General features: G+C 40.3%; 8 protein-coding genes. 5 read left to right on the forward strand and 3 right to left on the reverse strand.

Going from position 1 to position 17,147, the window contains the following annotated elements:
• Positions 1–54 precede the first annotated feature (54 nt).
• Complete coding sequence (locus ACQ7EO_RS05130; protein WP_434279064.1) at positions 55–2,763, forward strand: TonB-dependent receptor domain-containing protein; 2,709 nt, start codon at positions 55–57, stop codon at positions 2,761–2,763.
• 234 nt (positions 2,764–2,997) lie between these two features.
• Here ACQ7EO_RS05130 and ACQ7EO_RS05135 read toward each other — a convergent pair whose 3' ends face one another.
• The 3 genes from ACQ7EO_RS05135 to ACQ7EO_RS05145 are packed head-to-tail and all read right to left on the reverse strand — an operon-like array spanning position 2,998 to position 7,628.
• Positions 2,998–6,087 (reverse strand): MexW/MexI family multidrug efflux RND transporter permease subunit, encoded by a 3,090-nt coding sequence (locus tag ACQ7EO_RS05135; RefSeq protein ID WP_434279065.1) that lies wholly within the window; start codon positions 6,085–6,087, stop codon positions 2,998–3,000.
• Between the two features lie 12 nt (positions 6,088–6,099).
• Entirely contained in the window at positions 6,100–7,203 is a 1,104-nt protein-coding gene (locus ACQ7EO_RS05140; RefSeq protein WP_434279066.1) for an efflux RND transporter periplasmic adaptor subunit, read from the reverse strand.
• Positions 7,200–7,628 carry a DoxX family protein gene (locus ACQ7EO_RS05145; RefSeq protein ID WP_434279067.1) on the reverse strand — a complete coding sequence of 143 codons (429 nt, stop codon included), beginning with the start codon at positions 7,626–7,628 and terminating at the stop codon, positions 7,200–7,202. The genes ACQ7EO_RS05140 and ACQ7EO_RS05145 overlap by 4 nt, the downstream gene beginning before the upstream one ends.
• A 289-nt stretch (positions 7,629–7,917) precedes the next feature.
• Between ACQ7EO_RS05145 and soxR the strand changes: the two genes are divergently transcribed.
• The 4 genes from soxR to ACQ7EO_RS05165 all read left to right on the forward strand — a co-directional run bounded on the left by soxR (position 7,918) and on the right by ACQ7EO_RS05165 (position 17,122).
• Positions 7,918–8,379 carry a redox-sensitive transcriptional activator SoxR gene (gene soxR / locus ACQ7EO_RS05150; protein ID WP_154130881.1) on the forward strand — a complete coding sequence of 154 codons (462 nt, stop codon included), beginning with the start codon at positions 7,918–7,920 and terminating at the stop codon, positions 8,377–8,379.
• Positions 8,380–8,651: 272 nt separating this feature from the next.
• Positions 8,652–11,813 carry a type VI secretion system Vgr family protein gene (locus ACQ7EO_RS05155; RefSeq protein WP_434279068.1) on the forward strand — a complete coding sequence of 1,054 codons (3,162 nt, stop codon included), beginning with the start codon at positions 8,652–8,654 and terminating at the stop codon, positions 11,811–11,813.
• Between the two features lie 12 nt (positions 11,814–11,825).
• Positions 11,826–16,766 carry an RHS repeat-associated core domain-containing protein gene (locus ACQ7EO_RS05160; protein ID WP_434279069.1) on the forward strand — a complete coding sequence of 1,647 codons (4,941 nt, stop codon included), beginning with the start codon at positions 11,826–11,828 and terminating at the stop codon, positions 16,764–16,766.
• Between the two features lie 8 nt (positions 16,767–16,774).
• On the forward strand, positions 16,775–17,122 hold the full coding sequence (locus ACQ7EO_RS05165) for a hypothetical protein (protein ID WP_227549130.1): 348 nt from the start codon (positions 16,775–16,777) through the stop codon (positions 17,120–17,122).
• Positions 17,123–17,147 lie beyond the last annotated feature (25 nt).

Consider the following 17,147-nt stretch of genomic DNA (forward strand, 5'->3'; position numbering starts at 1 on the left):
TCACTGGGTAATGATTATTGAAAATGAAAATCATTCACAAGTGTGGGCGTTCCTATGAAGTTTAAAAAACAAACTCTGGCCATGTTAATACAGTGCTTTTGCATCAGTGGTGTTTATGCACAAATTACTCCCAATGTTTCAATGGCAGCGAAAAAAGCGCCAGAAAAATATTATCAAATTTCAGAGAACCAATTGGGCTATGTGTTATCAAGTTTTGCAGCACAGTCGGGTATTGCCTTAAGTTATGATGCAAATATTTTAAAAGGGTTAAAAAGTAAAGGAATTACCGGGCATTATAGTGTAAAGCAAGGCTTCGATTATTTACTTACAGATCATCCTTTTCGGGTAGAGCAGCAAGGTGCGACTTATGTCTTAATTGCTAAATCTGGCTCAGCTAAACCGAATACAGAGAAAAACACTGCGATTGCAAATACAAGCACTCCGTTAAATAACCCTTCGCTTTTCAATAATACGGACAGTGATGTTGTTACGCTTCCTCAGATTAAAGTCAATGCTGTACAACAAAAACAAAAGGTCAATACAACACAGCTGAATCGTGAACACATTAGCCGATTTAGAGGCACGGGGAATGGTGATGTGTTTTCTGATATCGCTGGCGTACAAGTCAATAGCCTACGTAACGAAGCGGGTGCAATTGATATTGGTATCCGTGGAGTACAAGGTGAGGGGCGTGTCCCTGTAATTATTGATGGTAGCCTACAATCCAGTCATACCTTTCGAGGCTATCAAGGAGAGAGTGATCGAACTTATATCGATATGGATTTGATTAGTCAGATTGAAGTCGAAAAAGGCGCATCGCGAGCGAAATTTAGTGTGGGTGGTATTGGCGGAATCGTGAAAATGCGTACCCTCAGTGCAAATGATATTTTGCTGCCTAATCGTCAATCAGGTGTCATGCTAAAGGGCAGTTTTTATAACAATAACAAAGCACCACAGACTTCAGATAATGAGCGTGAGCAGATGTCTTATCTGCTTCGTAATAAACTGTCCTCGAATAATTTTCAAAATGGCGCTGGCACAATCGCTGCTGCTTATCGGAATGATGTATTCGATCTGGTCGCTGCTTATAGTAAACGCGAAGTCGGCAATTACTATGCTGGAAAACATGGCATTGATTATTATGAAGCGCGCGATATTGTTGATGTTGGACCCGGTCAAGAGGTGGTAAATACCAGTTATAAAAGTGATTCAGGCATCATCAAAGCGGGTATGAATATTACAGACGAACATCGTGTTGAAGTGAATATGCGCCGCCATATGCAAAAAGCGGGTGAGGTCATGGCTTTTTATTGGAATAGATCGCAAGTGATTGATCCCAACTCTCCACCTTGGGGATACATCGATGGTGATTATGTTCTACCCAAATATATAGAGGGCGCATATACCATGCCACAATGGTCCCTTGGAACCGCAGCGATTAATGCATTCAGTGCCAACTATACCTATAAGCCCAAGAATAATCAGTGGTTTGATTTAGAGTTAGGGGTTTGGCATACCAATGCCAAATATCGCCAGCACAATGGCATGCTTGGCATAGCCAATTCTCATTATGGCGACCAATACTGGGGAAGTTTTCAGGACTATCGTAGTGGGATTAATTTAGAAAACACCAGTAAAATTGATGCTTTAACCTTGAATTATGGTCTGACATATGACGAGCAACGGATGAAGCCACAAAATCTTATTGATACTGAAATCGCACGTGATGGATTACGTCAAGAATCCTCTTTATTTCTCAATGGCGATTATATCTTTAAAGATTTTACCCTGAGTTTAGGCAGTAAATGGCATAAGGCAAAAGTTAAGGATTATGGAGACCAGTATGTCGCAATGAGACCGGTCGCCAATTCAGATTTAAATGACAAAGGCTATGCGCTTCGAGATTATGATGGAAAGATCGACTGGATGGCGCAGCTGAATTATCAGTTGCTGAATGGTATTGATGTCTATGCAAAACTCTCCAATATGTACCGCAGTCCAAGTTTGTTTGAATCGACAGTTTCCAAACAAACTTTTAGTTATGATCCAGATTTGCCGATTAAATCAGAGAATTCTCGTCTTGTTGAGTTTGGCTTTATTGGGCACAACGATAACGTTTTCACTGAAGCAGATCAGTTAAAATTCAATATCAATTATTTCCGTAATCAAACCCAAAATTTCCTGACCCAAGGAGTAAAACGTAAAGATATTGTTAATGAGATCACGCCAGATTTTATTTTACCTTATACCACCTCATATACTTTCCTAAATTATGAGCAAGTTGTATTGAAAGGTTTAGAGCTTAATCTTGCTTATCAGCATCCAAGTTTCTTTGTAAACATGAACGGAACTTTATATCAAGCGCCGAAAGTATGCCCAGCGACGAAAGATGACTGTAATGAGGTCGGAGATTCTTGGAGTCTGATTTCAACACGCTTGCCACCACGTAAACTTTTTAATATTAGCTTAGGCAAGAGTTTGTTTGAAAATAAACTCAATGTGGGGGTACGTGCCAGATATCATTCTGAAAAGAAAAATCCTAAAGGTTGGTTACAGGGTACAGGGGTGAGTGGGCGTGCAGTGACCGAAATTTCTTCGGAAACCTTAGTTGATATTTTTGCGAGCTATAAACTGAATCCAAATCTAAATCTCTCGTTTAATGTTGATAACTTAACCAATCGTTATAACTTTGACCCTGGTACAGTGATCGGTATGCCGATTCCCGGTCGTACCATCAAAGCAGGGTTCGAAATGAGATTCTAGAATCATAAAACAATCAAATCGGCAAAACCCAACTGTAAAAATATGAGTGAACAAAGTAGTGAAAAATCAGTCGCTCTAAATCAATAGCTCTAAATCAGTAGCTAGAATCACGCATTAAAAAATTGATAAAGTTCTATAGATATAGAACTTTATCAATAAAAAATTATATTCAAGCGATCTGATTATATACAGAAGCTTAGGCAGCAGTATGCTGGCCGTTCAGCCCACTCAACGTCATGATTTTTGCGCCTGTTGGTCAATCTGTTGTAGCTCTTGTAAACGGCTAGAGTGAAGGTCTTGATTGTGTTGACGAGCCAACAGACTGTAAATGGTAGGTAAGACAAAAAGCGTAAAGAAGGTCCCGATCAACATACCACAGACAATTACAAGCCCTAGACCAAAGCGACTATGTGCGCCAGCGCCTGTGGCAAAAAGGAGAGGAATCAGCCCAAACACCATTGCCGCCGTGGTCATCAGAATTGGACGTAAACGAATTTGAGCAGCTTTTAGAATGGCCGCTCGCCGATCTAAACCTTCATGAACTTGTAATTCATTGGCAAACTCAACCATTAAAATACCATGCTTACTGATCAGTCCAATCAGTGTGACTAAACCAATCTGAGTGTAGATATTGACTGTGGCAAGTCCAAAAGCCAAGGGGATTAATGCGCCACAGATCGACAGCGGAACCGTAATTAAAATAATAAATGGATCCATTAGGCTTTCATATTGAGCGGCTAAAACCAGATAAATCACAATCAGCGCGGCTAAAAATGCAAACATCAAAGCGTTACCTTCCTGTACATACTGACGTGCATCGGCTTGCCAGTCATAACTAAATCCAGTCGGTAACTCAGATGCAGCCTGTTCCAGAAAACTTAAAGCTTGACCTAAGGAAACCCCAGCGGCGGGGATTGCTTGAAAAGTTGCAGCATTTTGTTGATTAAATTGAGTGAGTTTATTGGGTTCTACCTGTTCACTTAGACTGACCACAGTCGATAAGGGAATCAGTGTACCTTGGTCGGTACGAATAAACTGTCGTGTCAGTGCTTGAGCTGTCAAACGTTGTGTATTGATGCTTTGAGGAATCACATCATAGGCACGACCTTGCATACTAAAACGATTGATATAATTCTCCCCAACCAATGTCGCCAAGGCTTCACCGATATCTTGCATACGAATACCCAGACTATTGGCTTTGGCCCGGTCAACCTCGATTCGAATCACGGGGTTATTAAAGTCGAGATCACTGTCGACCACCACAAAAAGGCCACTTTCACGGGCTTTTTGCTTGATGTTCTGCATCGCCTGATAAATGGTTGAATAGTCTTGTGCACTACGCAACACCATTTGTACGGGTAAACCACCTGTTGAACCGGGAAGCGCAGGATTTTGGAATACAAAAATACTGCTGCCTTCTACATCACCAACTTTGGCTTGAAGTTGCTGTTGAATTTCATCCGCAGAATGCACTCGCTCAGACCATGTCGAAAGGGTTGTTCCACCAAAACTTGATGCAGGCCCATCTGTACCATTAATAATCCACGTGGTACTGGTTTCGGGGAAAGTCCAGAAGATTTCATCAAGTTTTTGATTAAAGTGCTCAGCATAATTCAGATTGGCATGTTGTGGTGCTTTGATGGCTGCCAATACACTGGCTTGATCTTCATTGGGCGCCAATTCTTTTTGAGGAAGTTGGTAAAGCAATGGAAGGCTAATAAAAATAGCGATCGCAAAAACCACAGTGATCCAACGATGATGTAATGAAAAATTGAGCAATGTACTGTAAAGCTGAGTCAAATGTTCAAAGAACCATTCGGCTGCTTTTGCCATTTTACCTTCCTGCTGTTTGGATTGAAGTAGAAATGAACTCATAACAGGAGATAGGGTTAAGGCAATAATCCCTGAAACCAAAACTGCGCCCGCTAAAGTAAAAGCAAATTCTTTGAATAAGGAACCAGTTAATCCACCCATTAAACCAATCGGAGCATACACTGCGGCCAGTGTAATGGTCATTGCAATTACAGGGCCTGCGACTTCTCGTGCCCCGATCAGAGCTGCTGCAACTGGGGATGCTCCTTCTTCAATATGTCGATGGACATTTTCAACCACCACGATTGCATCATCTACAACCAAGCCGATGGCGAGTACCATGGCTAAAAGCGTGAGTAAATTGATGCTAAAGCCACATAACAGCATTAAACCCAAGGCACCTAACATTGACAGTGGAATTGTCACTACAGGGATCAAGACACTACGTAAAGAACCTAAACACAGATAGATCACCGCAATAACAATAATCAGCGCTTCGATAAAAGTATGTAAAACTTCATCAATAGAGGCATCAATAAAGCGGGCTGTTTCATAGGCAAGATTGACTATAACCCCCGGTGGTAAGGTTTTTTGGATCTCAGGCAATTTATCTTTAATTCCCTGTACGATCACCAAGGGGTTGCCTGTAGGCGTCGCTTGTAGACCGACAAAAATTGCAGGTTTACCATCCATATAGGCACTTGTTTCTGTCGAAGCAGCGCCAAGTTCAACTGTTGCCACATCTTGTAGACGAATTAGATTTTGAGCATCATTGCGTATCACCAGATTTTTAAAGTCCTGAATACTGGTGAGATCTGTGGAAACATTGACATTTGAAACCACCAATTCGCCTTTGACCTGACCCGGTGCGGCTTGATAGTTATTTTGACGGATCGCATTGGCGACATCGGCGGCAGTTACCCCACGACTGGCCAAACGATCTGCATCCAACCAAATCCGCATAGCCAAACGCTGACTACCATAGGTCTGTACCTTGGCAACGCCATCAATTGTAGACAGCATGGGCTCTACCACCCTAGACAAATAATCGGTTAATTCAGCCAAGGACAGTTGTTCGCTGGAAAATCCAATATAGGCAACATCAGTAGATTCACCTGAAGAACGTTCAATGACTGGATCAAATGCCTGTTCTGGTAGTTTATAACGGACTTGATTAACCTTTGCCATCACCTCTGTTAACGCTTGGGTTGAGTCACGATTTAATTGCATACGTAACGTTACAGCACTGCGACCTTGTACAGTAGAAGAACTGAGATAGTCGATGCCTTCTACCGAAGACACTGCTTGAGCAATGGGTTGGGTGACAAAACCTTGCATAAGTTCAGCAGATGCACCGGGATATTCTGTATTGATACTTATCGTTGAGGTTTCAAGTAAAGGATACTGTCGGATAGGCAGTTTATTCAGGGAAAACAAGCCTGCCAGCAAGATCAATGTGCTGACGACCAAGGCCAATACAGGGCGTTTTACAAAAAGGTCAGTAAATTTCATTCGCTTATCTCCCTAGACTTTGGGCTTGATCGAGGAAGATTGGGGATGCTCAAGTGTATTTAAGGTCGGCTCAACTTGCATACCATCACTTAATTTAAGTTGTCCTGATACAACAACTTGATCACCTGCTTTGAGCCCAGATTTGACCACAACTTTGGCTTGATGGCGCTCACCGAGCACTACCGCCACACGTTGCACAATCAGCTTGTTATGGTCTTGTTTTGCAAGGAAGACAGTATTGCCATAAGCTGTATAGGTAATTGCAGTTTCAGGAACCACCAAGCTTGGAAGTTCAGATTCTTGGATGTCTAATTTGGCATACATGCCCGGTTTTAACTGTTGATCATGGTTATTTAAAATTGCTTGCCCCTGCACAGTTCGCGATGTTGTGATCAGCGGTTCGATTGCACTTACCACAGCTGTAAAGGACTTTTCAGGAAATGCATCAATTTTGAGTTGTACAGATTGTCCGATTTTTAACCTTGATGCCAATTGTTCATCCAATGTGAAATTGGCAAGAATTTGTCGAAAGTCGACCAGATTAGCAATACCAGTGCCTGCCTCTAAATATTGCCCTTGATGTACTTGGCGTATTCCCATGACACCAGAAAAGGGGGCACGAATCGCTTTCTGTTTTATGCTGGCTTGTAGCTGTTGGATTTCTGCACGCGTCATATCTCGATCAGCCAATGCGGTATCCATTTCTGCCCGTGAAATTGCATGACTATCAATCAGAAGTTTGCTGCGGTGATAGGCCATTTCAGCTTGTTTCAATTTTGCTTGCAAGCGACCTAATTGAGCTTGTTCAACATCGGTATTGAGTTGAATCAGTATTTGACCTTGTTGAACAGCTTGTCCAGATTGGAAATAAATCTGTTTGATCATACCTGTTGTTTCTGTTGACACTTTGACTTGTCGGATTGCTTCCAACTCACCAATACTGGAAAGCACTTGTGGAATATTTTGTTCGACCACTGTACTCAAGGCCACTTTGACTGGAGGGTAAGCGCCAGATTGATGCGTTTCACTTGAACGAGAATTTAAATAAAAATAGATTGCGACACCCACGAGAATTAAAGTGATCGCGATTAGAAAAAGCCATTTGTTGTTTTTCATGCGACAACTCCAAGGTTGCGGAGTTGTTGTCGAAAATGACTGGCAATGGTCAGCGCTAAAAGTCCGCCAATCACTGAAATATGTTCAAGTGCAAAGTAAAAGGCGATATTGGCTTGAATACCAGTCATGTTCCAAAAGTGATGCACAATCACAATTGTCAGTGCTAAAAATACTGAAAGAATCATTGTGCCAAACCACATATGCCGCTCAAATAAAATACAATAGGCGCCCACAAGCAGAATCAACGCAGAAGCATAATTAAATAACCATGCAGGCTCTAGACCAGCCGCCCGCATTTCCAAAAATCCTGTTTCTACAGCAAGAATTTTACTAAGTCCTGAACTTAGAAATAGAAGCGCAAGACAACATCTGCTGATGGCCCACAGCCATTGGCTTTCTAAACTTAATTTAATGAAATATGGCATGAGAATATTTCCTGAAGAAATAAGACTGGATGATTAAAACCTTTAAAATTAATAGCTTGTTGTTATTCATAACAGCTGTGGCAAGCAGTCTAAAACCTCAAGTTATATTTAGGTCAATGGGCTTTGATCAGAAAATTTGTGGAGAGATAAGATTTTTACAATGGCTTAAATTGGCGATAGCTTTTTTGTATTTTGAGTTGTAATGATGAAAAGGCACGGCAGCTAAGATCAATTGACAAATGTACTTTGCTGAATTATAAAACCTCAAGTAATGTTGAGAAATATCAAAATGCAGGCAGAAGAAAAAATTGATTTTAATCGAATGATGACAGTAGGAGAGGTGGCTAAACGGAGTGGTGTAGCCGTTTCAACCTTGCATTTTTATGAGTCGAAAGGGCTAATTAAAAGTATCAGAACAAATGGAAATCAGCGTCGTTTTCCATCAATTGTCTTACGTTATATTGGCATTATTAAGGTTGCACAAAAAGTCGGAATTTCTCTGGAAGAAATTAAAAATGCATTAAGTGTTTATCCTATGGGAAGTAAATTAACCGCAGAACAATGGTCAGTATTATCGTCGCATTGGCGTAAGGATTTAGATGAGCGTATTCAAAAACTAACACGTTTAAGAGATGAAATGGATTGGTGTATCGGTTGTGGTTGTTTATCTTTAAAACAATGTCCTTTACGTAATCCAGAAGATGTATTGAGACACCAAGGATCTGGTCCCCGTATTTTAGAGCGTGAATAAGAACCCAATATTAATATTGGATACGTTTGATATTTTAGCTTTTTATCTTGGGCTGTTGATCACTTATGTTTGGTGAAAAAACTCTAAGCGCGCTTTCAAGCTTTTAATCAGTGCAAATGACTATTATCAATAATGATATTGAGCTAAAAAAGGCATATTCAAAACCTAGTCAGTGTTGTGTAAATAACCAGTAATAAATAGACAGGTCTGTATAGACAGTCCGCCTAACTTTTTAGTAGAATACATCACAATTTAAAATTAAATAATAATGCATGTCTAACAATATTTACGCTGCTTTGGAGCAGCTTGGCTTATCAGCACAAAAACGTGCGATTCACGTACAATTTTCTAATTCGGCGTTGAGCCAGCAAGTATTCCTACAACGTATCGATGGAACACATCAAATCAATGAGGGTGTTCGGCTCCAACTCATCTGTCTTGCAACGTCAGCAACTATCCCTTTAAAAAGCTTTATTGGAACTCAAGCTGCAATTGATATCGTCACAGATAAATCCGAATTAACCCGTATTTCAGGGATTGTGACCCAAGCCGATATTGGCGCATCTGATGGTTCTCTTACCATCTATCGTTTGACTGTAGAAGACCCAACAGCACTTTGGAAACATCGTAGAAACTCTCGAGTATTTATGAATAAGTCGGTTGTGGATGTGATTCAGACCGTGTTCCAAGAATGGGCACAACGCAGCCCGCTGTTTGCTTCAAGTCTAAGTTTAGATAAGAGTGGACTGAGCAAAGACTATGATGTGCGTCCATTCATTATGCAGGCATCTGAAAGTGACTTTGACTTCCTGACCCGTTTGATGAGAAGTGAAGGGATTAACTGGCTGATCGATGAAGCCCAGCTTAAAGTGTCGAGTTCAACAGAACAAATCCAAGCACAAAAGCTTCGTTTAATCGATGATAATTCGCAATTTAGTGCCTTAGAACGCCGCAATATTCGCTTTCATAGAAGCAGCGCCGTAGAAAAAACTGATTCAATCACCAATTTTATTGGTCAGCGTTCCATTCAACCGACTTCAGTGTATATCCAACGTTGGCAAGCTGATGTATTGGATATTGATGAAGGCGCTGGCAGTGTCCAAAGTAAACACAGCCATAGTGAAAATTATGACAATGCCAGTTTAGCTTTAGAACAAGCATGGCATTTTAGCCCTGCATGGATTCAAGACCTTAATGGTGAAGATGGCGCAACGCCATCGGGCAACAGTCAGATTGAAAAATTTAACCAAAACCTCAGTAACTATTACGATTCACAAGCCAAACAATTTACAGCAACGTCAACTGTGCGCGATGCACATGTTGGTTACTGGTTTGAACTGAATGAACACCCTGAGATTGACCAACACTCAGGTGCAGACAAAGAATTTTTAATCACGGCTAAAAGCTTTTATAACCAAAATAACTTACCCAAAGATCTCACTGATCAAGTCACCGCTTTAGTTCAACAAAGCAATTGGCAAACAAGTCAAATCACCAGCAACACGAGTGATGAACGTCAAGCCAGCAATTTAACCATTCAACGTCGTAACATCAGCACGGTTCCAGCCTATAACCCATTACAACACCGACCGATTGCATCACCACAACGGGCCAAAGTAGTGGGGCCAAGTGGAGAAGAAATCCATGTTGATGAATGGGGGCGTATCAAAGTTCGCTTCCTGTTTAGCCGTAATGAAGACAATACCCATGATGGCGGTGCGGGTTCCAATGACAATGACACAGATTCAGCTTGGGTCGATGTCCTGACCCCATGGGCAGGCGAAGGCTATGGTGCGCGATTCTTACCGAGAATCGGTGAGATTGTTGTGATTGATTTCTTTGATGGCAACATTGACCGTCCATTTGTGGTTGGGCGCATCCATGAAGCGCAACGTCATCCAAGCAAGTTTGATGACAAAGGTAAACTTCCTGACACCAAGAAACTGGCAGGAATCAAAAGTCGAGAGTATCAAGGCAGTGGCTACAATCAGCTAAGGTTTGACGATACTACTGGCCAAATCAGTAGCCAGTTACAAAGTAGTCATGCCGCCAGCCAACTCAACTTGGGCAAACTGAGTCATCCTAAAGACAAAGCGGAAAGTGATGATCGTGGTGAAGGCTTTGAGCTGAGAACTGACCAATGGGGAGCAGTACGTGCAGGGCAAGGTTTACTGCTTTCGACCTATAAACAAGACCAAGCTAAAGGTGATCATCTTGATGCTGAAATTGCCAAGAAACAGTTAGAAGGCAGTCAGACCAACAGTAAAGCCTTAAGTGATATTGCCAAGAATCAAAAGACGGATGAAATTGAATCAATTGAACAACTAAAAGAATTTACAGAACAGCTTGAGCAAAAAATTGCTAAATTCAATAAAGCCTTGCTTTTATTAAGTTCACAAGATGGGATTGCCTTAAGTACCCCTGAAGATATTCATTTATCAGCAGATTCGCAGATCAATCAAATTGCAGGCGATAGCATCAACTTGAGTACGCAAAAGAATTTGATTGCACACGCGCAAAACAAACTCAGTTTATTTGCTGCTCAAGGTGGCATTAAAGCTATTGCAGCGCAGAGTAAAGTCGAGATTCAGGCACAGTCAGATGCTTTAGATGTATTTGCCAAACTGGGAATTAACATTTCATCTACTGATGACAAAGTTGTGATTAGTAGTCCTAAAGAGGTTGTGATTACAGGTGGTTCATCGCAAATTGCACTGAATAATTCAGGAATTTTCCCAAAAACAGGTGGGAAGTTTGAGGTGAATGCTGGACAGCATGTGTTTCAGGGCGGGGCAAGTGTTAGTGCTAAATCTAATCTACCACCACCACCGAAACGTGCTTCAGGTATTTTGGAGTTATTACATGATTATTCGCATGGTGAATTTGTTAAAGGGGCTGGTTATACAGTCACAGACACTTTGGGCAAAGTTGTCAATGGGAAGTTGGATGATAAAGGTTTTGCGCGTGTTTCAGGTTTAGCGACTGGTTCAGTCAAAGTTTTATTTGAGCCTGATCCTCGTGATCCATGGGATGAATCGAGTGATTTTAAACGTAAAGTAGATTGGCCAAATAAAAATGATGAAGAAGGGAATATTGGTATTCAATCTGGTACTAAAGGTTTAACGGATACTTTGAAAAATGGTTTTAAGCAATTGAGCCAGCTTGCGAGTAATGTTAAATCGGTACAACAAAAAATTGAATCTGTTAAAAAGTTGAAAGACCAAGGTGCGAAAGCTTTATTACCAATGGTGATGCAACAGGTGGCAGGCTCAAGTGAGATTACAAATTTAAGTCAGTCGTTTGGTAGTAGCACAGGTTTTGTAGCATCGGATCAGCAAAGTAATCCATTAAGAACATTAACACAGTCTTCTCAGCCGAATATAAGCAACAACATTACATCTAATATTCAATCACCATTTAAAACATTTTTATAATTAGAGAAGAACATGGCACAAAGTACTCCTGAAGTTGTCGCACCCTTAAATACATTAACAATTGCTGATGTCCAAAATTCTAAAGCAAAGATCGATAAATGGTTAAAAGCTAAAACAAATAATAATGTTACTTTGGATCGAGTTGAAACGGTGGCAAGAAATATACCATTTTTAGGGAGTATATTTGCTGCTGTTGATGTGGTCTCTGATGTGATGCAAATTTATGATAAGGGATTTAGCAACGCTGATATTATAGATTGGGCAAATTTAGGAATTGATGCAATTGCAATTATCCCAGGTCCAGCAACAGCGACTGCCCGCACAATGGCGCGTCCTGCATTATTTTTAGTTAGAGAAGAAATAAGACGAATTACCAAAAATGGTGTAAAAAAATTCACTAAAGAGCAACTTGGTCCCGCGATTAGCGCAACTATTGTTAGTGTTATAGCTGAGCATTTAAGCTCGGCATTGGCGGGCGATGTCGAAAAGTTTGCGACTGAAGCTCAGAAGAGATTAAATTCAACACTGACTGACACGGGTGCATGGGTTGAAAAGAGTGCAACAACAATCAATACAGGAATACGTGAAATTGTTGAGAAAGGGACAATTGCAAAACCTGATGCCAATTATAAAAGAGCAGAAGAACAAAGAGCTGCCATTATTCCTCGCTTAATGAATGGCGAGATTCTAAGAGCAGGAAAAAATATAGTTTACACTGTTGAGAATACTTGGAAAGGAGATGCAAAGAGTGGTGCTAATTTACTGACCAAAGGTGCAATGTGGGTAATTAAAAATGAAGATAAAGCTGCTGTTTTAAAACTCGGTAGCAATATTAATCAACTCGGAATAACAGCAAACACAAAAATAAAAAGTTTAGGGGGTGCTGAAACAGCTTTCACCATCGGATGGCTGTTATCTGTTTTACTATTGGCAGTAAAAAAACATAAAAAAGATGCCGCTAAAGCAGCACAAATCAAAGCACAACAAACAGCTGAAGCTAAAAAACAACATAATGATGCTCGATTAGAAAAATCAACGTCTCAAGCCCCAGCAAATAAAAATGCCAGCCAATGTAAAAATTGTATGGGGAGTACGAGTGGTGCAATTACCTTTGCCATGGGGACGGAATTCTTCTCCCATTTTGATGCTCAAATTGGCGGTATGATTCAAGACAGTATCAATCGTACCTATGCGTCAAATTTGTATCAGATGGATGACTCCATTTTTGGCGCACGTTGGATTACACCTTTCACCACTAAAATTTCACGTAAATTCAAATACGATCCTAAAAACAAAGAGCAAAAAGACTACCAAAAAGGCTTGGAATATATCGGTTTGGATGGACGACCAATTGATCTGCCTGAGTTAAAGAAAGGTCAAAGTATTTATGATCCAGTCGAACAGCATACTTATACGGTACTGTCAGATCAATTACATCTCATCGCTTATGGTGATGATGAAAAGCGATTCTATGAAAAATATGGTGAAGACTATCGCCTGTCTTATATAGAACGTAAACATGGATTTAAAGTTGCACTACGCTATGACCATGTCAATGCAGAGAAGAAATCTATTCTTTCGGACATTCTATTCAAACAGGACGACCGTGAACTGGCACATCTCGCTCTACAGCTCACTCCACAAGGCTTAGTTTCTGATATTTGGACAGTCAAAAAAGGTCAGTTAGATCGTGTATTAGCCAGCTACGATTATGATGAGCACGGTGACTTAATCAAAGCCACCAACGAATTTGCTGCATCCTACCATTACCAATATAAGCACCACCTTATCACTCGATATACTGATTTGACCCAACGCGGTATGAATCTGAAATGGGATGGTATTTTACCGACATCTAAAGCCATTGAAGAATGGGCAGACAATGCCAGTCGTGCTGCAAAAATTGACTGGGATCAAAACATTCGTAAAACCTATGTGATGGATGTTGAAGGTAATACCACTGAACATTTTTACGATATCGATGGCTATACCTATCGTATTGTCTATCCCGATAATTTTCAGGAATGGTTCTTTAGAGACAATGCCAAAAACATCACTTTGCATATCGCTAAAGATGGCTCAAAAACCTCTTATACTTACGATGAGCGTGGTAATGTCTTAACCAATACCCAAGACAATGGTGCAACCAGTTATTTTGAATATGATGACAAAGATAATCTGATTGGGATGGTTGATGCAGAACAAGGTCGTTGGTTTAAGCAATACGATAGTTCAGGCAATCTGATCAAAGAGATTGATCCACTGAAACATGAAACTGCTTATGCTTACAATGGCATGGGTTTAGTGACTTCAATCACCGATGCCAAAGGTGGCTCTAAAGCCCTGAAATACGATGATCAAGGTAACTTACTTAGCTATACCGATTGTTCAGGCAAAGAAACAAAATGGCAATACGATGAACGTGGCCGTGTTAAAAATATTGAAAATGCTCTAAAACAAAAAGTTGAATATTTCTATACTGAGCTGACCACTGAAAAAAGAGAACCAATCATCAAAGGCTTACCTTTAAATGCCTTTGGTCAACTGGAAAAAATCCAACATGCTGATGGCGCAGTAGAACACTTTGTTCATGATGCTGAAGGACGCTTACTGGTTCATATTGATCCAAAACAACATCAAACACGCTATGAATACGACGAAGCAGGTTTAATCCTGTCACGTACCGATGCACTCAACCATAAATTGAAATACAAGTGGGATCGCCTTGGACGTTTGACCCGATTGATTAATGAGAACGGTGCAAGTTACCAATTCTTCTACGATCTTGGTGGACGCTTAATCAAAGAAATTGACTTTGATGATAAAGAAACCATTTACCACTACGATGAAGGCACAGGACAGCTTGCGACCAGTATCGAAGTTGCTTCAGCACATGGGCAAGACCTCAAAGACCGTGCTGCCCCGAAAGATCGAATTCAACAATTCATCTTTGACAGTATGGGGCGTTTGGAACAACGTACCGCAGGCTATGGTCACTACGGCTTAGAACTTGAAGCCAAACAGACTGAAGAATTTGCCTACGATTACATGGGGCGTATTTTGCATGCCAAGAATGCAGAGACTAACCTACAATGGTTCTACGATGCCGCTGGCAATGTAATCAAAGAACATCAACAGGATTATAAGACGCATAAGACAGCGATATGGAAGCATAGTTATGATGAAATCAATGATCGAATCAAAACCATACGCCCTGATGGACAAAATATAGATTGGCTTACCTATGGTACAGGTCATGTACAAAGCCTGATTGTCAATGGACAGGATTTGGTGAGTTTTGAGCGAGATGACCTACACCGTGAAGTGGTACGTCACTATGCCAATGGCATCAGCCAAGAACAACAGTTTGACTTAGCAGGGCGCTTACACAGCCAAATCATGCTCAATGAGCATGACAATGGCTACCAAAACCAATACAAAGTCCCAAACCAAGAAAAGAACAATGCACTACAACAAACTAGCCAATTGGTACAACGACTATATCAATATGATAAAACAGGTGAGCTGACAGCGATCAAAGATACACGTCGTGGCAACATTGCATATAAATATGACCCTGTTGGACGCTTACTTGAAGCCAGTAGTAAACTCGGTAAAGAAACCTTTAGTTTTGACCCTGCCAGCAATATTGTTGATCGTTACAACGATGGTAAAGCCAAACATCAAGATCAAAACCATGTACAACGAGCAGAAGAAAAAGGTTATGGTTATCATCGTTTAGTTAATAATGTGGTCAAAGAATACCTTGATCAACAATACCAATATGATGCATACGGACAATTGGTCCGACAAAAATCAACGCAAGGTGATTTAAATCTTGAGTGGGATGTTTATGGTCGAATGATCAAAAGCCGCAACAGCCAATACACAGCAGAATATCGTTATGATGCTTTAGGTCGTCGCATTCAAAAACATAGTAAACATCATCACACAGGTGTCGAACAGAATGTAACTTATGGCTGGGATGGTGACACATTGGCTTATGAGTCAACAGAACAAGCCACTAAGCACTATATCTACGAAAAAGACAGTTTTGTACCGATGCTTCAGGCAGTTTATCAAAGCCCGATAGAGTTGCATCAAACACCTGATTGGTCAGACAAGCCGTATAGTGTACATCGTGACCCATTGTGGAAAACTACCAAACAAAGCAAAGGCTTTGATGATGTATGGTTCTATCATTGTGACCACTTAGGTACGCCACAGGAAATGACAGACCACTCAGGGGCAATCATTTGGAAAGCACAATATAAGGCTTGGGGTGAATGTCAAACAGAGAAAGCGAAGTCTAATTTCTTTGAAAATTCAGAAATCATCAGCAATAATATTCGTTTCCAAGGTCAGTATTTCGATTTAGAGACGGGTTTACACTATAACCGGTATCGTTATTACTCGCCCTATGTGGGACGGTTTGTAAGTAAAGATCCAATTGGGTTGTTGGGGGGAAGTAATAATTATGCTTATACCCCAAGTCCTACAGAATGGGTTGATCCACTAGGATTAAGCTGTCAAAAAATACCAAAAGGCTTTAAAAGCTTTGGTCAATTAAAGCAGTTTGGACAAGCGATGCAGGCAGGGTTTTCTAAATTAGGATTTAAAGGTGCGACGATGTATATGCAAGGAAGTGCACATAGTGGTAGAAGTTTTGAGACGGGTAAAGCTTTTGATGATGGAAGAGTAAGTGATTTTGACATAGCTGTGATTCAACCAGAATTATTTGAAAAAGCAAAAAAAATGGGTTTAGCAAAAGGTAATCGTACATTACCTATTGAGATAAACTCAGTCGAAGCAAATAAATTAGGTATTAATGGTGTACTTCAAAAGATGTCAAAACTCGCGGGAGGACGGGATGTAAATGTTATGATATTTGATAGTCCAGAAAGTGCCAAAGCTAAAGCGGAAGGTACAAGAATTCCAGCAAACTGTATGTAAGGTGTAAAATGAAAAAGAGTTTTTTTTTAGCATATACGACAAACTTAAACCCAATTGATTTAGTTCGAATTTTTGAAAAAAAATTTGATATTTCTTTTATTGAACATAGCAGCGATTATTTGGGAAATTATTACTCTTATGAGGGATTATTTTGTGATAATTTTAAAATATTGCAAAATAAGTTACCTGATGGTGATTTGCAAATAAATGACGGTGGAATAGAAACTATTTTGAAATTGGGTTTTTTTAATGGAAAAAATAAAGAAAAACAAAGTAAGTATGAATTTATGAAAAAACAATTAGCGAGTTTGGATAATATAAATTTACATTCATTTGATATTTTTGAAGAGGAATGAAGGCACTAATACGATAAGAGACCAT

Origin of the sequence: Acinetobacter sp. CE-15 (assembly GCF_051059255.1) — a bacterium.
Lineage (GTDB): Bacteria > Pseudomonadota > Gammaproteobacteria > Pseudomonadales > Moraxellaceae > Acinetobacter > Acinetobacter guillouiae.